Below are 21,706 nucleotides of genomic sequence, written 5' to 3'. Positions count from 1 at the left end.
TCGGGCTGAGCGCACGGGGTCGCGGCGCTCAGCCTGACAAAAACCTTCTTAATGCGACAACGTCACCTCCGACAATAAACTCGCAGAAGCCTTATCCAGATAAAAAGTACAATCCTGGTGTAGCTGTAAAATGCTCGCAGGGAAAGTGTTGCTTACTTCCTGTTCGAGACTGTCTTTAACCGCCTGCGCCTTCCGCTCGTCGGGAACGGAGCAAATGATGTGTGCCGACTTCATAATCTGCCGGATCGACATGCTGATCGCCTGGGCGGGTACTTCTTCCAGCGAGCCGAACCATCCTTCGTTCATTTGCTGCAAACGGCAGGGTTCGTCGAGGTTTACAACAATATAAGGCTCCTCAGTATCCATATCAGCCGGAGGATCATTGAATGCAAGATGGCCGTTTTCTCCGATGCCCACCAAAGCAACATCGATCGGATGTTGTGAAATGAGCTCATTCAGTTTTTCAATCTCTTTTTCCGGCTCGGTTTCTCCGTTGATCAGGTAACTGTTTTCAAGAGGGGATACTTTCTCAAGGAACCGTTCTTTCAGGTATTTCCGGAAGCTGGCGCCGTGGGTAACCGGCATTCCGATGTATTCGTCCAGGTGGAACATTGTTACTTTGGACCAGTCGATCTCTTCTGTGATGAGCTGATTGATCGTTTCAAACTGGCTGGTACCTGTGGCAAGTATGATGTTGGCCCTACCTTTTTCTGAAATAGTCTGACGGATCAGATCTGCTGCTTCGCTGCCAGCCACCTGGCCCAGTTCCTTGCTGGTATTTGATATTACAATTTTCATTCTAACGTTTTTGTGTTTTAGTATCGGTAAAAGAATTATGGGGTGGGTTTAAGCCTTTACCTGGGTATTTCCTCCTTTTTTTAGTTCAATATCAACCGGCTGATTGGTTTTCCAGGATCCGGATGTAAAATCAGGAACATCAATCGAATTGGATCGGTTCGCTACCGACCATTCGCTGAGCGGTGCAATCACACTCCATGACGCGGCATCATATACATCCTGGTCCAGCGGAAGCCCGTTGCGGAGGCAGTCGATCAGGCGCCAGTCCATCAGGAAATCCATACCCCCGTGGCCGCCTACTTTTTTGGCGAGCTCGCCGATCCTTTTCACGATCTCGGGCTGGTATTTCTTTTCCAGTTCTTTGTACTCTTCGGCCGACACCCACTCGTGACCGTGCGAAATACGCCCTGGTTCAGGATATTTCAACGCGCTGCCTTTCGTTCCGCTGATCTGGTGGATACGGGAATAAGGTCTGGGCGAGGTCACATCGTGCTGCAGCATGATCGTCTTGCCTTTTTTCGTTCGGATGGTAGTGGTATTCATGTTTCCGCGGAAAGTTTTTCCTTCAAATTCCTTGAATGCGGGATCTTTCTTTGCCAATTCATTGGCCTTCTCAGCCAGCATGAAATCATTGGTAGCCGTGGACACCAGATAATCCATACAGTCGCCCCTGTTAACGTTCAAAACCTGGGCTACCGGCCCCAGTCCGTGGGTTGGATAGAGGTTTCCGTTTTTCTGGTTTTCCCTGAGCCTCCACAAATTGTAACGTTTGGTCGTATCAAAAAACGATTCATAAATGTCATGGATATAGGCCCCTTCCACGTGCAGGATCTCTCCGAAATACCCCTGGCGCGCCATATTCAGCGTCAGCAGCTCGAAAAAATCGTAGCAGCAGTTTTCCAGCATCATGCAGTGCTTTTTGGTACGTTCCGAAGTTTCTACCAGCTTCCAGCAGTCTTCAACCGTAGTGGCTACCGGGATTTCGCAGGCTACATGCTTGCCGTGTTCCATAGCGTACAAGGCCATAGGTGCATGCAGGTGCCAGGGTGTGCAAATGTAGATGAGGTCGATGTCGTCGCGTTCGCATACTTTTTTCCACTCATCCTCGCTTCCGGAATACAATGTGGGCTTATGTGAAGTACCTGTAAAAGTTTTGGCAGCGTTATTGACACTTTCCGGGCGGATATCACACAGTGCCTTCACCTCCACATTTTCCAGATGGATGATCCGTTTGATCGCCCCGCCGCCCCGGTTCCCGAGCCCCAGATATGCCATACGGATCGTATCGATTTTTGGTGCGGCATAGCCCGACATGTTGAATGTCTGGCGGTGAGCACCTCCGGCTTGTTTTTTGATTTCGGGTAAATTATTTGCAGTGGTTTTTGCCGTTGCGCAGCCTTGTGGCAAGGTACTGCCCGCCAGCCCGATTCCACCGAGCCCTGTGAGTTTCAGGAATTCTCTTTTATTCATAATCGTATGTTTTATTTATTAATCAAATACAGATTCTACTTAAATGGATTTTCATCCGACTATTCTATTACAGTGAGCGGCGCTACGTTTTTATCCGCCCCGTCGTAACCCACATTCTGGTTGATAACCCCCTTGGTATTGGCGGTAATCACCAGCGAAGGTACCGGCCAAAGTACATGGAATGGTGCCATATTGGCTGTATTTCCGAGGAGCTGGATTTTCTTTTCGTAGGTGTTGTTGTATTTCATAACCCGGTCGAAAAAGAAATTTTTCTCACTGAAATTACTCAGACTGTAACCTCCCAGATTAGACTTGGCCATGATATAGGAAACCCTGACCAGCTCGGAATGCCGGGGTTCTTCGGCAAAAAGCTCACGTCCGCGCTCGTTCATGATAAAATCGATCGTTACTTCCCCGGCACTGATAGGCAATGCATTGGCCCTCGTCCGCACTTTGTTGATATCGTCGGCAGCCAGTGCAAACTGGTTTTTCCAGTAGTATGCCTCAGCTCTCAGCAGATAAGTTTCGGCCAGCCTGAAAACATACCAGTCGCCGTTTCCACCCATAGGCTGAGCCTTCGGATCGTCCTGCGGAACGTACATAATGTAGTGCGGCATGGCGTACACATGCTTGAAAGTGTCTACCTGCGCTGCCAGATAAGCCGTATTGACGACCTTCCCGAAATCCACGGAAACCGGATTGTTGTAGCGGAGTTCATGCTTATCCACCCAGTTGATATCGGCTCTTCTCAGGTCGGTCGTATTTTTCCATGTTGCACCCTTGTACGACCAGATGTCGTACTGATAATACCCCGTCAGGCGGATGTTCGCATTGCCCCTTCCAAGCGAATCGTACATCGGGCCGCTGGCAGTCATACCCGGCTTGCCCTGGCTGTCGAGCACCTGTGGCTGAAACCACTGGCAATTGTACATCCGCATGGTATAAAGCCCTACCGACCGGGCTCCCGGAGGTGCTTCAAAACGGTCCACAGAGGCAAGTATGGTCTCTGTATTCTGTGCCGTATTGAAGTTTTTGGGGCGGTGCAGATCCCACATCAGATTTCTTCCCACCTTGGCGGCATCAACCCCGAAACGCTGGGTCATGAGTGCGTAAGGGCCGGTGATTACCTTCGTTGCGGCTTCGATCGCCTTATCATATTCTGTATTGGCGAGATAAACCTTGGTCAGCAAATGGTTTGCCGCACCCTGGGAAATCGCTCCGGCTTTGGCAGTGACAGGAAGCCACTGCGCGGCATACTCAAGATCAGACTGGATCTTATTCAGGATTGTCCATCGGCTATGTGTTTGAAAATCAAGCTTTGCACCCTGAATTTCCTGACTGATGAAAGGCACATCACCGTACGAATTGACCAGCCTGTAATACCAGTAGGCGCGGTGCCAGTATGCCTCCGCCAGAATCGCGTTGCGTTCCTGTTCGGATGCCCATTCGATGTCATCAATCCTGGTAATGAGTACGTTGGCATTTTTGATAGAGCTGTACCAGACTGTGAACATAGCCAGAAACCGGTAGTACTGGTCTGTGTTAGGGGTCAGGTTGTAAAAATCCAGTTGTGACCAGGGCGAAGCCAGATCCGAGGCAGCGAACTCCATGGTCAGGTTGGGCATCGCACTGGTATTTTCATTCTTGATGTCTTTCCGCATCGTGATCAGCAGGGATTCAAAGCCTGCTTTATCGGTATACACATTTTCCGGGCTGAAAAAAGACAGCGGCTCGGGTTTCAGCCAGTCCTTGTCACAGGATGTCTGGGTAAGAAGGAGAATGACTATTGAAAAAGATATTGTGATAAGACGTTTCATAATTTCTTCTGTTGATTTCTTCGTGAATTACAATGACAGGTTCAAACCCACGGTCAGGTTTTTGGGCATCGGACCATTGACGAGCACGCCGTTGCCATCGGGAGTCCAGGCCTCAGGATCCCATCCCGGCCATTTTGTAAAAGTGAAGAGGTTTCTTGCTGAGGCAAAAACCCGCAGGCTTCCCAGTTTCAGACGTTGTGCAACCGGCGCTGGCAACGCATACGCCACGTTCAAATCCTGAACGCGCAGGAACGAAAGCGATTTGTATACTTTGATACCTCCCCCGAAAACATTGGTGTTGGTATTCAGGCGGGCGTAATCATTGGTCGGGTTGTCAGGCGTCCAGTAAGGGAAATCGTTGGTGTTTCTTCTGTCATAAGTATCCGATCCGCCGGTACGAAGTCCTTCCGCAAACGGTGCAATGTGCCCCAGCTCGCTCCGGAGAAATATAGATGCGGAGAAATTCTTGAAGAAAGTAAATTCATTTCTCAGACCGATCCGGAACCTTGGCTGGCGGTAACCGATGAATTGTTTATCTGCGAGTGCCTCGTATTTTCCATTTCCGTCCGTGTCCGTTGCCTTGAAATCCCCCGGCTGAAGTTTGTACACTTCGGCTGCCGCTTTTTCACTTACCTGCCAAATACCCGTCACGTCGTAGTTCCAGACACGGTCCAGGGCCTGGCCGGGGAACCATTCATTGGTGTAGTCGGGAAGTTCGGTCCTTACTGTTTTGCCGTCAACAGTTTCTTCGCTGTAATCTCCAAAAAGCCTTTTGATCTTATTTCGGTTAAACGAGAACACCAGGCTCGATCTCCAGCTGAAATTCCGTTTTTCAGTATTGACGGTATTGATGGTTATTTCAAAACCTTTGTTGCCCAGTTCCCCCAGGTTGGATGTTATTTCCTTGAACCCGGTGATCTCAGGTAGTAACCTGTTCATAAGCAGATCCGTAGTGGTCATGTCGTAGTACTCCATACTCACATCCAGGCGGTTTTTCAGGAGGCCTACGTCCATACCGAGATTGATGGATTTTGTTTTTTCCCACACCAGGTTGGGGTTGGCCAGCGTGCTGTTGTAAACACCCACCTGTACATTGGAGCCGTCGTAGTACTGGGTTGACAGAAGCTGGGCAAGCGCCGAGTATGCACCTATATCACGGTTTCCGTTTACACCATAGGAAACCCGCAGTTTCATGTGGCTGACGAAGTCAAGATGGAAGAATTTTTCTTCCGAGATTTTCCAGGCCAGTGCGGCTGCGGGGAATGTGGCCCGCGGCTGTTTTGTGCCGAATGCTGAAAACCCGTCCCTTCTTACGGAGGCCGTAATCAGATATTTGTCGAGCAGGGTATAGTTCAGACGTGCCATGGCTGCATCCCCGGTGATCTGAGTGTCATTGGTACTGACAGTAGGATTGGTACCATACTGGAGCCCGTGAAAACCAAGGTTTTGATTCGGGACAAACGTCTGGTTGCTGATGTTTGAAGACCAGCCTCTGTTCCGTTCTGAGCTGTAAAGCAGCGTGACGTCGAACTGGTGTATGCCCAGCTGCTTGTTCCAGTGCAGGAGATTGTCCAGGATATATTCGTAACTGTTGCCGTCCTCACGTACCCCATATCCGTTGGATCGGGTAGAGCCGCCGTCCAGTGTTTCCGACGAGAAAAATTTGTAATCTTTTGCAAATTCGAAACGAGGCTGGAAAGATATCTTGTAATCGAAGCCAAAAGGCAGTTTTATTTTAGCGAACATCGAGGCGAAAAGCGTGCTTACTTTTCTCAGGCGGTCCTGGCCATAGTAATTGATCATCGGGTTGGCGGTGGCGAAACTGTTTGGAAACCAGGATACACTTCCGTCCGGCTCAAACATGGAACCGTAGGGGCTCATGATAAACATCTGGCCAAGGTTCGCCGTGACAGAACTTTCGTCCCGGTCGGCAAATTGCGTGTTGACACCCACATTGAGCCAGTCGGTGACCTTGAAATCCACATTCAGCCGGGAGCGTAAAGTGGAGAATTTATCACCACGCACTAATCCCTCGTTATTTTGATACCCCACTGACCAGTAGTAAGTAAGGTTGTTGTTCCCGCCGCCTATGCTGACGTCGTAATTCTGGCGCAGGCCTGTCCTGATCACTTCATTGTACCAGTCCACTGTTTTTCCTGCCAGATAATTTTCCGTTTCGATCGGGAAAAAACGCAGCCTTCCAAGCCATTCCTGCGTATTGTCGGCCTGGGGATTGTTACTGGCGTTCCTCCATTGTTCCAACGATACACCCGATGGCAGTTGTGTCGGATTATCGTAATAAAACGAAGGATTATTGGGGTTGATACCCCTTAGCAGGTCCCTTCTGAATGTCAGATAGCCCTGTGCGTCAAAAGGTTTGAAATCATTGGTGGTCTGGGTAGTACCGATGTTGGTCGAAAAGTTGATCGTGGGTTTTCCGGTCGTGCCTTTTTTGGTAGTGATCAAAATCACACCGCCGGCCGCCCGCGCCCCGAACACTGCCGCCGAGCTGGCATCTTTGAGAATGTCGACGGTTTCTATATCGGCCGGGTTTACATCGGAAATGCTGCCGTTGAAAATCACCCCGTCCATAACGATCATCGGATTCGTGGATGCGTTCAGCGATTTCGGCCCCCGTACCTGCAAAGAACTTCCCCCCGCCGCAGTAGTACCCTGGTTGGCATTAAAGCCTGCCACAGTACCGGTAAGCATATCGGTGAGCTGCGTCATAGGCTGGTTTTTAAAAGTCTTGGCATCAATCCGGATCACGGCCCCGGTCAGGTCGCTCTTTTTCATGGTGCCGTAACCTACCACCACGAGTTCATCCAGCGCATTGACGCTCGGCTGTAGGGTCACATCGACCTTCGTTTTGTTTCCGACAGCAATCTCTTTCCCAACATAACCGACGAAGCTGAATGAAAGCATATCAGCAGCTCCGGCGGGTATCGAATAGCGTCCTTCTGCATCGGTGGTAGTGCCCCTCTGTGTACCTTTTACGACAACAGTTACCCCCGGCAGACCTGTGTTGGTCACGCTATCCGCCACGGTTCCGGTTATCTCAGCGGCATTTTGCGCCATAATCCACCCGGGGCTGATCAGAATTAAAAAAATGAACAGGGCTCGTGACAGCGTTTTCTTTTGTAGCTTAGGAATCATATATGAACTGGTTTAAGTGTATTATTCAGGATGGTCAGAAGTTCATAATGGTATATTTTAAAAATTGTGTGCGGAAAGAAATAAGAAGTGGCTAAACTGGTTTATCTAAAAATTAAATTTGGATTTTCGGTAATTTTACAATGTTTATAAAACTCGTCCACATCAAACCCGAAAAATAATCGCGGCAACGTTAACGAGAACGTTTACGTTAACGTTGCCGGAAAACTGAGCTGAAAAAATTCTATGCGCCGACGATATATTACCATTAAAGACATTGCCAAAGCCCTCGACATTTCGGTAGCTACCGTATCAAGGGCGCTGCGGGATAAGTATGATGTGAGCTTCGAGACCCGGCAGAAGGTGTTGGACATGGCAGCGGAGTTGAACTACAAACCCAATTTTAATGCTACGGGACTTGTTCAAAGAAGTACGCACAACCTTGGCATCATCATTCCGTCGATCACCAATTACTATTTTTCCACAGTCATTACCGGGATTCAGCGGGTTGCCCAGGAAAATGGGTTCAACATTATCTTATACCTTACCAATGATTCCCCGGAAGCGGAGGTCACGATTGTCAAGAATCTGGCAGGAAGCAGTCTCGATGGTCTATTGGCTTGTGTATCAGCGCATGCCAACAATTGCTCCCACTTTCAGGAAATGATCGATGATGGTTTGCCGGTTGTATTTTTCGACCGGGTTGCGAGTGAAATCCAGACCTCCAAAGTGATGCAGGATGATTACAACGGGGCTTTTGCTGCGGTTGAACACCTGATCAGTTGCGGCTACAAACGGATTGCCCACATCACCGGACCGAAAGGTTTGTTCCTCACTGAAAACAGGATGAAGGGTTATTACAAGGCGCTGGAAAAATATGGACTATCTCTGAATGAGGATGTTATCATACATTCAGGATTTTCACAACAGGATGGCGAGGCCGATGTCCGGCAACTTTTCGGGGCTGGAAAGGATCGGCCGGATGCGATATTTGCAGTCAACGACCGAAAGGGGATCGGGGCAATACTTGCTTTGAAAAAGCTCAGCGTGCAGGTTGGAAAAGAAGTAGGCGTGGTCGGTTTCACAAACGATCCTATTTCGCAGATCATTTCCCCGACACTTTCCACCGTGTCCGAGCCGGCTTATGAAATCGGGAAGATTGCGTGCGAACTACTACTCAAACACATTCGTAAAACTAATTTCCCGGCGGAACAGGTAACCCTTTCGGGTGAGCTGATACCCAGGGAGTCCACCAGCAGATCACAAAATTTTATAATTTCCTGAAATCGGTAAATAACTTTTGATGCAAAGATAAACAGGTATTTACGCGCATTTTTGGCGCTTTTTTATAGTTTTTTCAGCCTGCAAAATGGATTTTAGGATTTGTCCGAGCAGGCTCAAACTTGAAACATTATAATTTTATGCTGTAATTGCGCCCGGAAAAATGTGTAGAAGTAGTCACGGGTTTTGGGGCGGAGTTTTGTTCTTTTAAATCAAATATTTATAAAAAATAAACTTTAGAATTAAAATTTTTTCTACTATGTTTACGAGAGTGCTACTGAAAAGTTACTCGAGTAACACACATGATACCTTACCACACTATACTTCCAAAGTAACTTCGATATTCACCGTAATTGCCCCGACAGACACTTGGGACTCATATTTATTCTTGATAAATATAGCAGTATTGGTAGAAATTGCTTGGATAATGCCGTAGAAAAATGTTCTTTGACGTGCTTCTGATTTTTATACAAACTGGGTGTTCAGAGGGAGTTAGGTAGTGTTCTGGAAGTAAAGTGTTGTGGTTGATTGTATAAATCACTCAGATAGTGGTTGTACAAGCTTTTCAAGGCGCCGCTTTTAGCAATACGTATTATTGGGTTGAGCGGCTCGGAGCCGGATATGTAATCCGGACAAACAAAGCCTACCAACCGTCTCCTTTCACATAATCCCGGGCAATCTGCTGCCGGGCTTAAATTTCCTTCCGTTACATTTTATCATATCAAAAGTGCAATGTGATCCCAATCATAAACATACTGTTTTGAGCGGGTCAGTTCATGTGTAGAAATAAGTAACGATCAGATTTTTTTTCAAAGAGTATTTCTGAATTAAGCAATGTATAAAGAATCAGAAGGATTGCAAATAAAATGCATTAAATAGGTTAGAAAACAGCAGAGGATTTCAAATGGAACCTTTGCTGGTAATCAATATTTCGTTAAAAATCAACACTTTGTTAACAGGTATTATAATAGGAAAACGAACTACCAGCATCGGATCACTTTCATCTTACCCAACGTATTATAAAAACTAATTTCTAAATCTACATGACCGCATCTACCGCATCTACCTTCTCAAATATTACACGTTTAATTGACAAAAGGGCGATCATAAATAATGAAATCTCAAATGCTATTCAAAAATTATCCACACTAAGCCATAATCTGTCCGCTATTGAAAATTCGAACAGACATATTACTTACACGGGTAAAGCTGAGGTCAATAAGAAGATAAGTTCCGAGGATATCGCTGTTATTATACATGAAATTGAGGAAGAACGCCAAAGGTTATTTAAACTGAAAGAGCGTTTTTCAAAAAAGGATATTTGCATAGGTGTTCTGGGACGTGCACGACAAGGAAAGAGCACGATATTACAAAGTTTGTCGGGCCTTGATGCGAGTATTATTCCGGATGGGAACGGTTTACATTGTACGGCGGTAACGAGCCTGATTTCAAATTCTGAAAGCGAAAATGTAGAAGTTACTGTCAAGTTCCGGACCCGGGACGACTTTTTCCAAAATACAGTCCTTCCTTATTTCAACGACCTGCATCTCGCACCTGTTCCCAAAAACTTAGCCGAATTCGAAGTTTCTCTATTACCGAGGCTAAACGGAAATTCGGATCCGGGCAACAGTTCCAAATACAATAAACTTCTCGAAATGCACGGTAATCTGCCGGCATACAATCATCTTCTTACAGGCATTTCCAAAAATATTTCTGTACATGAAATAGATGAATATGTAACGCAATATGCTGAAAACCGGACGGCAACATTTAAACATTTTGCTGTTGACCAGGTTGAGATTGTTTGTCCTTTCCCATATCATGATCTTGGAAAACTAACCCTGGTGGATATGCCGGGAATCGGCGATGTAAGCCTCGTCGACGAGGAAGACCGGATCAAAAAATTGATGAACCGTGCCGATTTTCTATTGTTTGTCCGCAAGCCCGATCCGCTCGGAGACGTGTGGGAAGGCATAGATATGGATCTTTATAATTTATGCAATGATACCATCACGGAACTGGGTATACCTGGCGTCGATATCAAGGATAATTCATTCCTGGTGTTGAACCACGTCAATATCAGTCCTACTATGAACAATTACGATAACTGCAAGGATATGTGGGCCGGGGCTACGCTGAACGGGATGCATTTCTCGGACGTGGCCATTATCGACTGCACGGATAAAATGGAAATATCCGAAAAAATCCTTGGACAGGTTTCCACTTCTTTTATTAGCAAAATTGGTCAGTTGGACAGCAAAATAATGTCTTATTCGCAGAATAATATATTGTCAATTTATAATAAAACAAAACTGGTTATTAAACACCTGGAAGAATTGGAAGAGCCGGACGACAACATGGATTTGTACGCATTTAAGGATTTGTTCAACACACTCTGGAATGCACAAACGAATTCTTTTGAGAATTTATTAAAGCAAAAGTATTCGTTAAGGAATGAGCGGAATTCATTGATATACACACATTTTAATGATACGCGTAAGCATATTAAGCATTTGCTGAGTGAATTGACCGAGGCGGATATTAATTTGAGCAGGAATTCATTTGGTTCCTATAACAAAGCTTATGAGGACTTTTTGAATGTTTATAAAACACACATTACAAATGAATTTTTGAAGCTGGATGATATTTTGCTGGAAGTGCTCACAAATATCAAACATGAGGTATATTCCATTCTGAAAAGTGAAGGGAAACTTCATTACATGGAGAAATCCGCCGCTTCATTTGAGAGCGTTCTGCTGGAAGAAGTGAGCAATATTAATGAGTTGAAAAATTCGCTGACTTCGTTTATAAATTTTCAGTTATCATATTTAGGATTTCTGCATTTCCGGATCAGGGAATATCTGGATATTCTGACACCCGACCACATGGAAATCAGGTTGTCGAGGGATGACAGTGCGACGGATATTTTAAAATACATTAAACATTCCGTTGAAGCCTGTTTGTATCAGATCCAGAAAGAATTTGATATCTGGTCGAAAGATATTAACAAGATTTCCTTTTCGTTGCTGGAAGAATTTTTGAACCAGATTTTCAGATCGAAACATGCGAAAGACAACTGGGAAATATTTTATCAGCTGAACAGGGCGAAAATCTGGTCTGAAAGATATGAAAATGCTGAAGACAGACATAATCAATATGAAAGGCTGAAACTTTATATTGAAACGACCAAGAAACTTACAAATGAAATTTAGAAACCCTTTATGAATAAAACTATAAACGTCTCAGTTTTAGGTGCAGCAGGTGTAGGCAAAACTTCATGCCTCATTTCCATGCTGGATAATTTGAAAACCAGTTTCTTTGAAAATACAAATTTACAATTTGCGATAGACTCTACTGCCAGAAAGCTCATTATCGACGAAAGGAAAAAACTCGTCAACTGTCTGGAAAAAGGGACTGTTGAACATAGCAACGGGATCAGGCCGACGGCGAAAATTACCAAATACCATCTGGGTCTTGGTAAAAGAGGGGAGAAGTTCCCGCTTCCTTATAACATCGAATTTACCGACCATCCCGGCGGCTGGCTTACCAGCGGGAACGTTAATGAACTGAACCATATCAAGGATCTGGTTGCGAATTCGAAAGTGCTGATCATTCCGATAGATTCTGCGTCTCTCATGGAGCTTGACAATGATGTTCAGGTGAAGTCTTTACTGAGTGTCCTGACGGATGTTTATTCGAATCTGAGCGATCCGCGGCTCGTCATACTCGCACCCATGAAATCGGAAAAATATTTTGTTGCCGAGGGGCCAAACATGAGCAACAGGCCTTATTATGAACTTGTGAAAAAGGTGCAGGACAAATATGAGAATATCATTACTTTCCTGACCAGCAAATCTTTAAAAAGGAATGTCTCGGTCGTTATTTCGCCTGTACAGACCTTGGGAAGCTGCAAGCTGATGTATTTCAACAGCAGTGACGAAAGTTCGTCCAAGGAAGTACCTGTGTTTGTAGTGACCCAGCGCGGTGTTTACGCGCCTCAGCACACCGAGCGCCCGCTGACTTATCTGCTGAGTTTTATCTTGAAAAATCAATATGACATTGCCAGCCAGGGATTCCGCGGGATGATCCGGAATTTGTCGGGGGAGCTGAATTATCTCAATGCATCTTCGGAAGAACTTTCGCAGCTGTGCATGGATTATGAGGGTGTGAAAATCGTACAGAATTCAGGTATCACCAATTTCTGAGAGCAGGGTTAACATTACCATTTGAATACGAAAAATCCCGAAACACCGCCAGTCGGTTCGTTTCGGGATTTTTTGTTTTATGAATCTTAATACCTGCTTACGCCTTTTGGAACTCTCCGTTCAGCAGCCTCCAGATATTCAGTGGATTGGCTGTTTTCAGTTCATCAGGCAGCAGCGGCTCGGGGAAATTCTGGTAGCTGACAGGGCGGGTGAACCGGTAAATCGCGGCAGTCCCGACCGAAGTACTCCTTGAATCGGACGACGCCGGGAAAGGGCCGCCGTGCATCATCGCGTGACAAACTTCCACACCGGTAGGGAATCCGTTGATAATCAGGCGGCCTACCTTTTGTTCCAGCAGCTCGATCAGGTCTGCGTAGGCTTCCAGCTCATCAGGGTTGCCGTGGACGGTGGCGGTCAGGTGGCCTTCAAGCTGTGCGGCCATATGAAGTAATGCAGCTTTGTTTTCCGCCTCAACCACTACGCTGGCCGGGCCAAATATCTCCTCCGACAATGCGGCATTGTCAGCAATAGCCTGCGCTTTGGTATGGAACAAAACCGGCTTGACCGCGCTGAAACCTTCGCTGGCCTTACCTTCTGCCAGGATCGAGACTTCGGTGTCTTCCAGATGATGTGCCACGCCTTTCTGGTATGCCGACTGGATGCCTTTGGTAAGCATGACGCCCCCGGAAGCATTTCTGAAATTGCTCTCGAGACTGGACACAAAATCTGGGTAACTGTCTGTATTTTCGGCCACCAGCATACCCGGGTTCGTACAAAACTGCCCTACGCCCAGGGTGACAGATGCAGCAAACTGCTGCGCGATTTCATTGCCTTTTTCTTTCATGATGCCCGGCAAAATGAAAACGGGATTGGTACTCCCCATTTCAGCGTAGACAGGTATCGGCTCCCGCCGGTTCGCTGCGAGGTGAAAGAGCGCCATGCCGCCCTGGTACGAGCCGGTAAAGCCGATCGCCTTGATCGCAGGATGCTGCACCAAAGCAGCGCCGATCACCGATCCGCTGCCGTGTAACATTGAAAAAACGCCCTCGGGCATGCCGGAGGAAGCCGCTGCCTTTTGGATAGCCGTACCTACTAGCTCGGAAGTGCCTGGGTGGGCTGAGTGCGCCTTTACAATCACAGGGCAGCCTGCGGCCAGAGCCGAGGCAGTGTCTCCGCCCGCTACCGAAAATGCCAGGGGAAAATTGCTTGCGCCAAAAACCCCGACAGGTCCCAGGGGCCGGTCCATCATCCGGATATCGGTACGAGGCAACGGCTGACGATCCGGCAGGGCGGTTTCAATGCGCGCATTTACCCAGGAACCCTCCCGCAGGAGCTGGGCAAAAAGCCTGAGCTGGCCTGTAGTACGGCCACGCTCACCCTGGATCCTTCCCGCTGGAAGTCCCGTTTCGGCGCAGGCCGTCTGTACGAGCACGTCGCCTGTATTCTCAATTTCTTCCGCAATTTTTTCAAGGAACGCGGCTTTTTCGGCTCCGGACTTTTTACGGTAAACAGCAAATGCCTTTCTGGCCAGCTCGCACGCTTTTTCCAGCTCATCTTTGGTAGCATGGATAAATTGCGTAGGCATTTTTTCGCCCGTTGCCGGATTCAGGGATTGAAATGACTCTTTTCCTTCCGCGGAAAGGGACGATCCTATTAATTGTTTGCCTTGTAATTGCATTAGTTAATTGGTTTTTGGGTAACAGTATTGATTAAGGTACCTATGTTTTCGATCGTAATGCTGACGATATCCCCCGTTGCCAGCGTGAAATCGTTGGGTGGCACAAGCCCGGTGCCGGTCATCAGGAATACGCCGTGCGCAAAAGATGTCTCCCTGAATAAATAACCGATCAGTTCTGTATGCGACCGTTTCATCCGGTTGATGGAAATACTTCCCGAAAAAACAGTCTCACCATTTCTTGCAATTTCCAGATGGATCATCGCGTCGGGATCGATCGGCTGGGCAGGCACATACAAGCCCGGGCCTATGGCTGCCGCACCGTCGTAACTTTTGGCTTGCGGCAGGTACAACGGATTTTCCCCTTCAATGTCGCGCGAGCTCATGTCATTGCCACAGGTATATCCGACGATCCGTCCACTTGATGTTGCGAAAAGCGTTAATTCCGGTTCCGGCACATTCCATTGCGAATCTCTTCTTATAAGCACATTATCGCCCGGACCTACGGTTCTGGCGGCTGTCGCTTTGAAGAAAATTTCAGGACGGTCAGCGTCGTACACCCTTGCATAAAAATCCCCGCCCCCGGCATCTTTGGATTCTTCCATGCGTGCCTCCCTGCTTTTCATATAGGTAACGCCCGACGCCCATACCTCCTGTTTGCTGATAGGAGCAAGCAAGCCGTCGTCCAGAAGTCCGGCTGCTGAGGCGTTCGTTTCAAGCTTGCCGATTTCTTCGGAAACCAGTGCAAAGAGTTCATCTCTGTTAATGTATGAATCCCAGTCGGTATTTTTTGAGATATAATAGCGGCCGTCCGCTTCAATAAGGATGCCCTCGCGGGTATTGAATAGTCTCATTTCAAATGATTGTTTTTGTGCAAAGGAACAAGCTCGCGAAGGATGGATTTAATGAAATGTTATAAAATTATGATGATATCTTATCATTTTTCGAAATGCCAAAAAACATACCTGTCGGACTTGGCGAACGGCGGAACGGATCTTCTAATCTTATCGGAGATTAAAATGTATCTGATTGGAAAGGTGATCGCGATGCATTTCCGGGGGTAAATTGGTCGTAATTAGCCTGGTAACAGAACGTTATTTTCAATGTTATTTTGAAGATAAAATAACTTGAATTCATAATGTAAAAAAGATGTTCCGGTGCGCTCAATTAATGGTTTTCATTTAATTTCTAATTGAAACTGCTGGATACAATAATGACGTTCACCACAAATTTGCAGCAAATAGCCAGCAATTAATTATAATCATTAATTTAGCAGAAATAATCCACTTAAAACCGCTTTTGATTAAGATGAAATTAAAATCAATTAAATTTTTCACACCCGAGGAAAACAGTTTAAAGACAGAAGTAACCAAGCCTAAACCAAGTCCTACCGGGTACATTTCGCCAGCAGGTAAACTGGTCCTTCCCTCAAATACATTAGAAGAATTGGGAATTGAACCAGAAACCGCACGTTTCAAAATCGGCACAGATGAAGGTAAAAGAAAGATTAAATCCCTTTATCTGGTTCCTTCCGGTGATGATGTCGACACGTTCACCTTGGCACGCAGTGGCAGAGGATATGTTATTCCTCTTGCGATCATTCTTAAAAAAGGAGGTATCGATTTCGCGCAAACCAAATATGTATTTACAGTTTCTTTATTCAATTATGACGAGGGTGTTGTTGGCTATGAACTGGCATTGGCCAGCACAGAGCCGAAACCGGAATACACCGGAAAACCACGTGGCCGGAAAGCCAAAGTTGTTGCGGAATAAGAAGTTACTATTTGTAGTCCCAGATCGGAAATTAAACAAAAAGAGGCTCCAGGCGGAGCCTCTTTTTATTGCCTGCTGTTTTTAGCCATCGGGATATCTCAGACTTTTTATAAAATTTATTTTGAGTTTTTGTGACAATCAGCATGAAAATGAGTACTAACTGAACGTAAAAGAAAAACAGCGATGGGAGGCTCAGATAAGTTACTTTTTATAGAAATGTTAAAGGAACATCAAGGGATTATCAATAGCATCTGCAGGATCTATTACCGGGATGAAGAAGATTTTAAGGACGCCCGCCAGGATGTTATTTTGCAGCTCTGGAAATCTCTGCCCACGTTTCGCAGTGAATCTAAAATGAGTACCTGGATCTATAAGGTCACGCTTAATACAATCCTTGCCAAGATCAGCAAAGAGAAAAAGATGCCGTTGAGCGAGTCTCTGTCAGATGCTTATCCATATTATAACCAAGCCGGCAATTTTGAGCCCGATGTTGATTTGCAGCAATTATTATATCTTATTCACAAGATGGAAGAGATAGACAAGGCGATCATGATTTTGCATCTCGAGGGATACAGCCACAAAGAAATCGCCGGGACTTTGAAATTGACTGCAACCAATATAAGCACACGCATCAGCCGCATTAAAATCAGATTGAAAGAAACATTCAAGAATATTTAGCATGAATATCGAAAATTTTAAACCTTCCTGGAAGCAGTTTCTGCAACACAATAGCTCGGTTGATATTAGTCAGGACGAGATACTTGGGATCATCGACAATCACAGTAAAGAAAGTCTGCAGCTGGTTCCGGAAAGAATTTTCCGGAATGCAGCGATTTTTTGTTTTCTGATTACATTTTGTCAGAACTGTTAAACTGAATCCTGATGTATTTCGCAAGCTTGTCGTATGTAATATGGGATGTAAATCCGTCCGTATTTCCCGGTCTGGAGATCCCGAGATGGTATGGTGTGTTCTGGGCTTTGGGCATCATACTGAGTTATCCGGTAATGTTTTATGTTTTTAAAAAAGAAGGACGTAGTGTAGAGTCACTGGAAACGCTGGGGTTCTACATTTTACTGGGCACTATTTTGGGCGCAAGGCTGGGCCATATTCTTTTTTATGATCCGGTTTACTACTGGCAGCATCCGATTGAAATCCTGCCGGTGCGTTTCAATCCTGATTTTGAATTTACTGGCCTGGCCGGTCTGGCAAGTCATGGCGGAGGTATCGGAATATTCTTATCGATTTATCTTTATTGCAGAAAATACAATGAAAACTATCTCTGGCTGCTCGACAGATTGGTCATGCCCGCGGCCTTGACCGGGGCATTTATAAGATTTGGGAATTTGCTGAATTCGGAAATGATAGGCGTCCCTGCCGACGTTCCCTGGGCGTTTGTTTTTGTCCGGACTGATCAAATACCCCGGCATCCGGCCCAGCTTTACGAGTCCATTTATTGCTTGGTACTTTTTGTAATGATGTTTTTAATATGGAAAGTGAAACGCACTCATCTGCAAAATGGCTTTATACTCGGCATCTTTCTAATACTGCTTTTCAGCCTGAGATTTGTTGACGAGTTTTTTAAAATCAACCAGGTTCCGTTCGAAAATTCTCTTCCCATCAATATGGGACAATTGCTCAGCATTCCGTTTGTGCTGGCGGGCGTTGCGATCTTGATTTGGAGGTATTATAAGATGGCAAAGTCCCTATAAAAAATGATAACACAGAAGTTAAAGGCCCTTCGAAATCATTTCGTTGTTAATATCCCAAAAAGCATCCCGTATCTGGTCATGCATGAAACAGTAAATAGGGATTAACATAATTAAATAAGTACCCTCGTCGCCGGGACCGAGTATTGTAATATTGTATTTGCTTATTTCCAGGTCAATTATTCTTCCGAGCTCATTGTACCATCGGTGAAACAGATTGTTGCGGCAAGCCTGACGACCGTCATTCGTGTCACACATAATTAATATCGCACGCTGGGGGAATAACGAAAAAGAATCCTGAATGATAGCAAATAACGTATCTCTGATGCGACTGTCATGCCTTTTATTGAGCGAAAGATCAAATGTTGCGGATGAATTGGTACCAAATCCGAAGGTTACAATGTCGTCGCAGAAGTGAGGATAATTGGGGAAGTAACCAGATCCGTCTGAAAAATAGACGTAGTATTCTTGGTTAGCTGCTGTTACAAAATTGTATGTAACGTATTTTGATCTGTGGTTTTCCGAATAGCTATACGGCCTTAACAAATTTGATTCCTCTGGCATCTATTTCGTCACTTGATATCTTCCCCTGGAAGAACTTGCCGATTGCTGCCTTGTCATCCAACATCTTACGGACAATAGGGTTAACAGGCTTTGTGCTTTCAACACAGGCGGTGTCTGATTTATCCATTGATTTAACTTGTTGTTTCATCACGTTGTGTAACATTGAATTCGACGAAAATATACAATATTTGTTATACGAACAAAATTTTCCTATTATTCCTTTATTCTTAATCTTAATAATCCCATCACATTTTGGTAATACCGCGACCGTTACTTTGCGGGCCGTTCTGTTTAGATAATTAATTTACCAATAATGTCCAGATTACCGATTCTCCTGTTGCTTTGTGCTGTTGCTCTGACTGGCAGGGCGCAAAGTATAAAACCTGTAGCTTCCTACAAGTTTATTAACGGCAACCCCACAATTGCTTCCAAGAATTTTTACCTTCTAACGTTGCTGGGAAATCTGCCCGGCTCAAAAATATTGCTGGAAAACGATCCTCAATTTGCGGCATTGACAAAACAAAGGGCAGACAGCCTGGATTATGCGGTCAAAAATTGCAAAGATGGTTACGAGTGTTTTTCGGGAAAAATGAAATTTACGGCGGAACAAATTGCCGTTATCGGCAATCACCTACGTGAGCTTTATAGTGATAAAAATGAACTGGGTAAACTCGTAAAGGAGCATTTGATCCCGTCGGGCACCTATATATTGTTCAAAGAAGCATCTCCCGCTGACTTGCTGAAAAAAGCCTGGGAGCAGGATGCTGCTGCTGTAAACCACATCATCGAACTATATGCGGAAGGTAAAAAACCTAACTACCCGGCAATAGATTCTATTTCGTTTAAAACCAGGGCGAAAAGTTTCCCGATCCTGATGTATGATTGCGCGGAAGTTGTGAAGCAGGAGCACGGCGGCACCAAAATGTTCTTTGACCTGCCGTTGCATTTTGCCTTACAGGTAATGGAAGCAAGCGGCCGGAATGAGGCTGGAGATTATGAGCCGATGGTTTCGACGGTAAATAAAGCTGCGTACGATCAGGTGAAAACCATCAAATGGGACCAGTTCACATACACCCTGATACTGGTACCGGGCGCAGGGCCTGACACTTACGATGTGGCGCTGAGTGCCGGAGGTATGCTTCGGTGCCGGATCGCCGCATTGCGTTACTTTGAAGGAATGGCACCTTTTATAGTGGTATCGGGTGGCCGGGTGCATCCTTATAAAACGAAATACAGCGAGGCCTTTGAAATGAAAAAATTCCTGATCGAAAGCCTGAAGGTACCGGAGCATGCGATCATCATGGACCCGCACGCCCGGCATACGACGACCAATATGCGTAATGCGGTTCGTCTGCTTTTCAGATACGGGATGCCGGTTGATAAACCTTCCCTGGTTTCCACGGTCCGTTCGCAGAGCTACTATATTACCAATGATGCATTTGCAGAACGCTGCAGAAAGGAGATCAATCACGTTCCTTACAAGCTGGGAAAAAGGCTGAGCGAAACCGACTTTGAATTTTACCCGGTACTGGACGCATTGCATATTGATGCCGACGAACCTCTCGATCCATAGTATCATGAAAACAGCAATTTTTATTTTTGGGATACTGGCCCCAGTGCTGGTGACGGACGACAAACCGGAGCTCAAAATGATGTCCTCCGCAACCATTGATTCTCTTGGCGCCTGCCAGGGAGCGGCTTATGTGGACGGGAAAGTTTACCTGTACGGTGACAGGGAAACCGGCATGATCAGGGAGTATGCTGTGAAAGATGGTTCTCTGCAATATTCGGGAAAGGAAATCAAGCTTACTGTTGAGAGCAAAGATGTGATCAACCATCCTACTGGCATTGCTTATCAGCCCGGTAAGCCGTTTTTTATCGGTAACAGTATCCGCTTGAATCCGGAGGGGACAAGCTGGAAAGCTATCCTATATCAAATAGATTGGGAAACATCAAAGAAAAAAGGGACGTTGGACGGAAATCTCATCCGGACGATCGAAGACGATGCCTGCATTCAGGGAACAAGGCCCGAATATGTGCGGTATCGGGGAAAATGGTTCGTGGCGTCGGCCGATTACGGTGATAAAAAGAATGAGGTGAGGCTTTACGATCCGGAGGCTCTGGCGAATGCGGATAAGACGAGTAAAAAAGGGGTGCTTTTTAAAAAATTCAGCTGTGGCGCCTGGGTGCAGAATTTGCACTGGGTGAAAGAAAAAGGCATTTTAATATTGATACAAAACCAGATCGAAGGAAGAAAATGGCGTTTCACATTTCTCGATCTTGAAAAATCCGTTCGTGCCGGAGAGCAGCACGTCATCCGCACCGTTGACATCGACAAAGCGGATGAGCTGGAAGGTTTCACTTTCACGACAGATAATAATACCAAAGGCATCGCCGTGACTTCTTCCCGCAAAGAGAATGTTCACTTTGTAGACGTGAACTGGTAAATGTCTTTTCCATCGATCAGGTCAATCTATTTTGAAGCCTTGCTTCGTTCAAGAGTTCAATAACCAATTTTATGTCATAATACATGGATCTGAAATTTCCTTGCGACGGAATTACGTCTTCCTCATCGACATACCTGAATCCATAATTGGCGTAGAAACCTGAGATATCATAGCCAGTATCTGTGTCAAAAAGTGCATCGACAGTTATAAATCTGATGCCAAGTCGGTTGATCAAATCTGTTGTTACATATTGAATGGCCCATTCGAGTAAACGTCTGCCGGCACCTGTGGCCCTTTTATCTTTGGCGAGCCAACCTATTTTCACAGCCGGAAACGTGGTGTAATTTACACCCTCCTTTTTCAGGATTGGATTCTTCATTGTCAGCTTGTCTGCCATCAGTGTGATATATCCGGCAATCAGACCCTCATGTTCAATAATCCAGCATTTGCTCGTTAGGGTTTTAACTTCTGTTTTTATTTTGTTCCCTTTCAAATAAGTCGCGAATTCGTTCCTTGAACATTTAAAACCCTGACCAAGATTATCAAGGTCAGGGTTTATCTCCGTGATTTCGTATTTGGAAAAATCTATGCTTTCAAATCGAACCTTATTTTTCATGCACGATTCTCTTCTTTTAATATCTGTTCAACGACGCGTTTCGCAGTTGCGATTGCTTTTTCATTAGCGACGTAACCGCCCGACTTTATTGCTTTTGACAAAATTCTGGCCTCCTTGCCAACTACCGGTTTTGATATAGTGTTGCCTTTGTATTTCATGAATCTGACTTTTATAATGATAGCAGTTTCTCATTTCAATAT

At 45.6% G+C, this 21,706-nt stretch carries 17 protein-coding genes; 8 read left to right on the top strand and 9 right to left on the bottom strand.

Features of this window, described 5'->3' with window-relative positions:
• Window positions 1–48: 48 nt before the first annotated feature.
• Genes FBF61_RS07545 through FBF61_RS07530 form a run of 4 tightly spaced genes read right to left on the bottom strand, consistent with a single transcriptional unit; the run spans window position 49 to window position 7,241 of the window.
• Window positions 49–798 (bottom strand): glucosamine-6-phosphate deaminase, encoded by a 750-nt coding sequence (locus FBF61_RS07545; protein ID WP_138476595.1) that lies wholly within the window; start codon window positions 796–798, stop codon window positions 49–51.
• Window positions 799–846: 48 nt separating this feature from the next.
• Window positions 847–2,268, bottom strand: coding sequence for a Gfo/Idh/MocA family protein (locus tag FBF61_RS07540; RefSeq protein ID WP_138476594.1), 1,422 nt, complete (start codon window positions 2,266–2,268; stop codon window positions 847–849).
• Window positions 2,269–2,327: 59 nt separating this feature from the next.
• Complete coding sequence (locus tag FBF61_RS07535) at window positions 2,328–4,085, bottom strand: RagB/SusD family nutrient uptake outer membrane protein (protein WP_138476593.1); 1,758 nt, start codon at window positions 4,083–4,085, stop codon at window positions 2,328–2,330.
• A gap of 27 nt (window positions 4,086–4,112) precedes the next feature.
• Window positions 4,113–7,241, bottom strand: coding sequence for a SusC/RagA family TonB-linked outer membrane protein (locus tag FBF61_RS07530; protein ID WP_138476592.1), 3,129 nt, complete (start codon window positions 7,239–7,241; stop codon window positions 4,113–4,115).
• A 243-nt stretch (window positions 7,242–7,484) separates the two neighbouring features.
• Between FBF61_RS07530 and FBF61_RS07525 the strand changes: the two genes are divergently transcribed.
• From FBF61_RS07525 to FBF61_RS07515, 3 genes are all read left to right on the top strand, one after another.
• Entirely contained in the window at window positions 7,485–8,522 is a 1,038-nt protein-coding gene (locus FBF61_RS07525) for a LacI family DNA-binding transcriptional regulator (RefSeq protein WP_138476591.1), read from the top strand.
• Between the two features lie 1,040 nt (window positions 8,523–9,562).
• A complete protein-coding gene (locus FBF61_RS07520) occupies window positions 9,563–11,731 on the top strand; it encodes a GTPase family protein (RefSeq protein WP_138476590.1) in 2,169 nt (722 codons plus the stop codon).
• A gap of 9 nt (window positions 11,732–11,740) precedes the next feature.
• Entirely contained in the window at window positions 11,741–12,724 is a 984-nt protein-coding gene (locus FBF61_RS07515; protein WP_138476589.1) for a TRAFAC clade GTPase domain-containing protein, read from the top strand.
• Window positions 12,725–12,821: 97 nt separating this feature from the next.
• Here FBF61_RS07515 and FBF61_RS07510 read toward each other — a convergent pair whose 3' ends face one another.
• Together FBF61_RS07510 and FBF61_RS07505 are read right to left on the bottom strand one after the other, a co-directional pair.
• The gene (locus FBF61_RS07510) at window positions 12,822–14,402 is read right to left on the bottom strand and encodes an aldehyde dehydrogenase (NADP(+)) (protein ID WP_138476588.1); all 1,581 of its coding nucleotides are present in this window, start codon (window positions 14,400–14,402) and stop codon (window positions 12,822–12,824) included.
• Window positions 14,402–15,253, bottom strand: coding sequence for a fumarylacetoacetate hydrolase family protein (locus FBF61_RS07505; RefSeq protein WP_138476587.1), 852 nt, complete (start codon window positions 15,251–15,253; stop codon window positions 14,402–14,404). The genes FBF61_RS07510 and FBF61_RS07505 overlap by 1 nt, the downstream gene beginning before the upstream one ends.
• 454 nt (window positions 15,254–15,707) lie before the next feature.
• Between FBF61_RS07505 and FBF61_RS07500 the strand changes: the two genes are divergently transcribed.
• From FBF61_RS07500 to lgt, 3 genes are all read left to right on the top strand, one after another.
• Window positions 15,708–16,172 (top strand): hypothetical protein, encoded by a 465-nt coding sequence (locus FBF61_RS07500; RefSeq protein ID WP_138476586.1) that lies wholly within the window; start codon window positions 15,708–15,710, stop codon window positions 16,170–16,172.
• Between the two features lie 216 nt (window positions 16,173–16,388).
• Entirely contained in the window at window positions 16,389–16,850 is a 462-nt protein-coding gene (locus FBF61_RS07495; RefSeq protein ID WP_166444455.1) for an RNA polymerase sigma factor, read from the top strand.
• A gap of 204 nt (window positions 16,851–17,054) precedes the next feature.
• Complete coding sequence (gene lgt, locus FBF61_RS07490) at window positions 17,055–17,882, top strand: prolipoprotein diacylglyceryl transferase (protein ID WP_138476584.1); 828 nt, start codon at window positions 17,055–17,057, stop codon at window positions 17,880–17,882.
• A gap of 18 nt (window positions 17,883–17,900) precedes the next feature.
• Here lgt and FBF61_RS34530 read toward each other — a convergent pair whose 3' ends face one another.
• The gene (locus tag FBF61_RS34530; RefSeq protein WP_166444454.1) at window positions 17,901–18,443 is read right to left on the bottom strand and encodes a DUF6169 family protein; all 543 of its coding nucleotides are present in this window, start codon (window positions 18,441–18,443) and stop codon (window positions 17,901–17,903) included.
• A gap of 313 nt (window positions 18,444–18,756) precedes the next feature.
• On the opposite strand from FBF61_RS34530, the gene FBF61_RS07480 reads away from it, so the two are divergent.
• Both FBF61_RS07480 and FBF61_RS07475 read left to right on the top strand, forming a co-directional pair.
• On the top strand, window positions 18,757–20,016 hold the full coding sequence (locus tag FBF61_RS07480; RefSeq protein WP_138476582.1) for a YdcF family protein: 1,260 nt from the start codon (window positions 18,757–18,759) through the stop codon (window positions 20,014–20,016).
• 4 nt (window positions 20,017–20,020) lie between these two features.
• Window positions 20,021–20,890, top strand: coding sequence for a hypothetical protein (locus FBF61_RS07475; RefSeq protein ID WP_138476581.1), 870 nt, complete (start codon window positions 20,021–20,023; stop codon window positions 20,888–20,890).
• A 16-nt stretch (window positions 20,891–20,906) separates the two neighbouring features.
• Here FBF61_RS07475 and FBF61_RS07470 read toward each other — a convergent pair whose 3' ends face one another.
• Entirely contained in the window at window positions 20,907–21,506 is a 600-nt protein-coding gene (locus FBF61_RS07470; RefSeq protein WP_138476580.1) for a GNAT family N-acetyltransferase, read from the bottom strand.
• Entirely contained in the window at window positions 21,503–21,664 is a 162-nt protein-coding gene (locus FBF61_RS34525; protein ID WP_166444453.1) for a hypothetical protein, read from the bottom strand. Before FBF61_RS34525 ends, FBF61_RS07470 begins: the two co-directional genes overlap by 4 nt.
• Window positions 21,665–21,706 lie beyond the last annotated feature (42 nt).

The sequence above is a fragment of the Dyadobacter bucti genome, assembly GCF_005869225.1.
In the GTDB taxonomy this organism is placed as follows: Bacteria; Bacteroidota; Bacteroidia; order Cytophagales; family Spirosomataceae; genus Dyadobacter; species Dyadobacter bucti.
The sequence above is the reverse complement of the archived record's forward strand: the minus strand, read 5'-3'. Positions and strand labels throughout refer to the sequence as shown.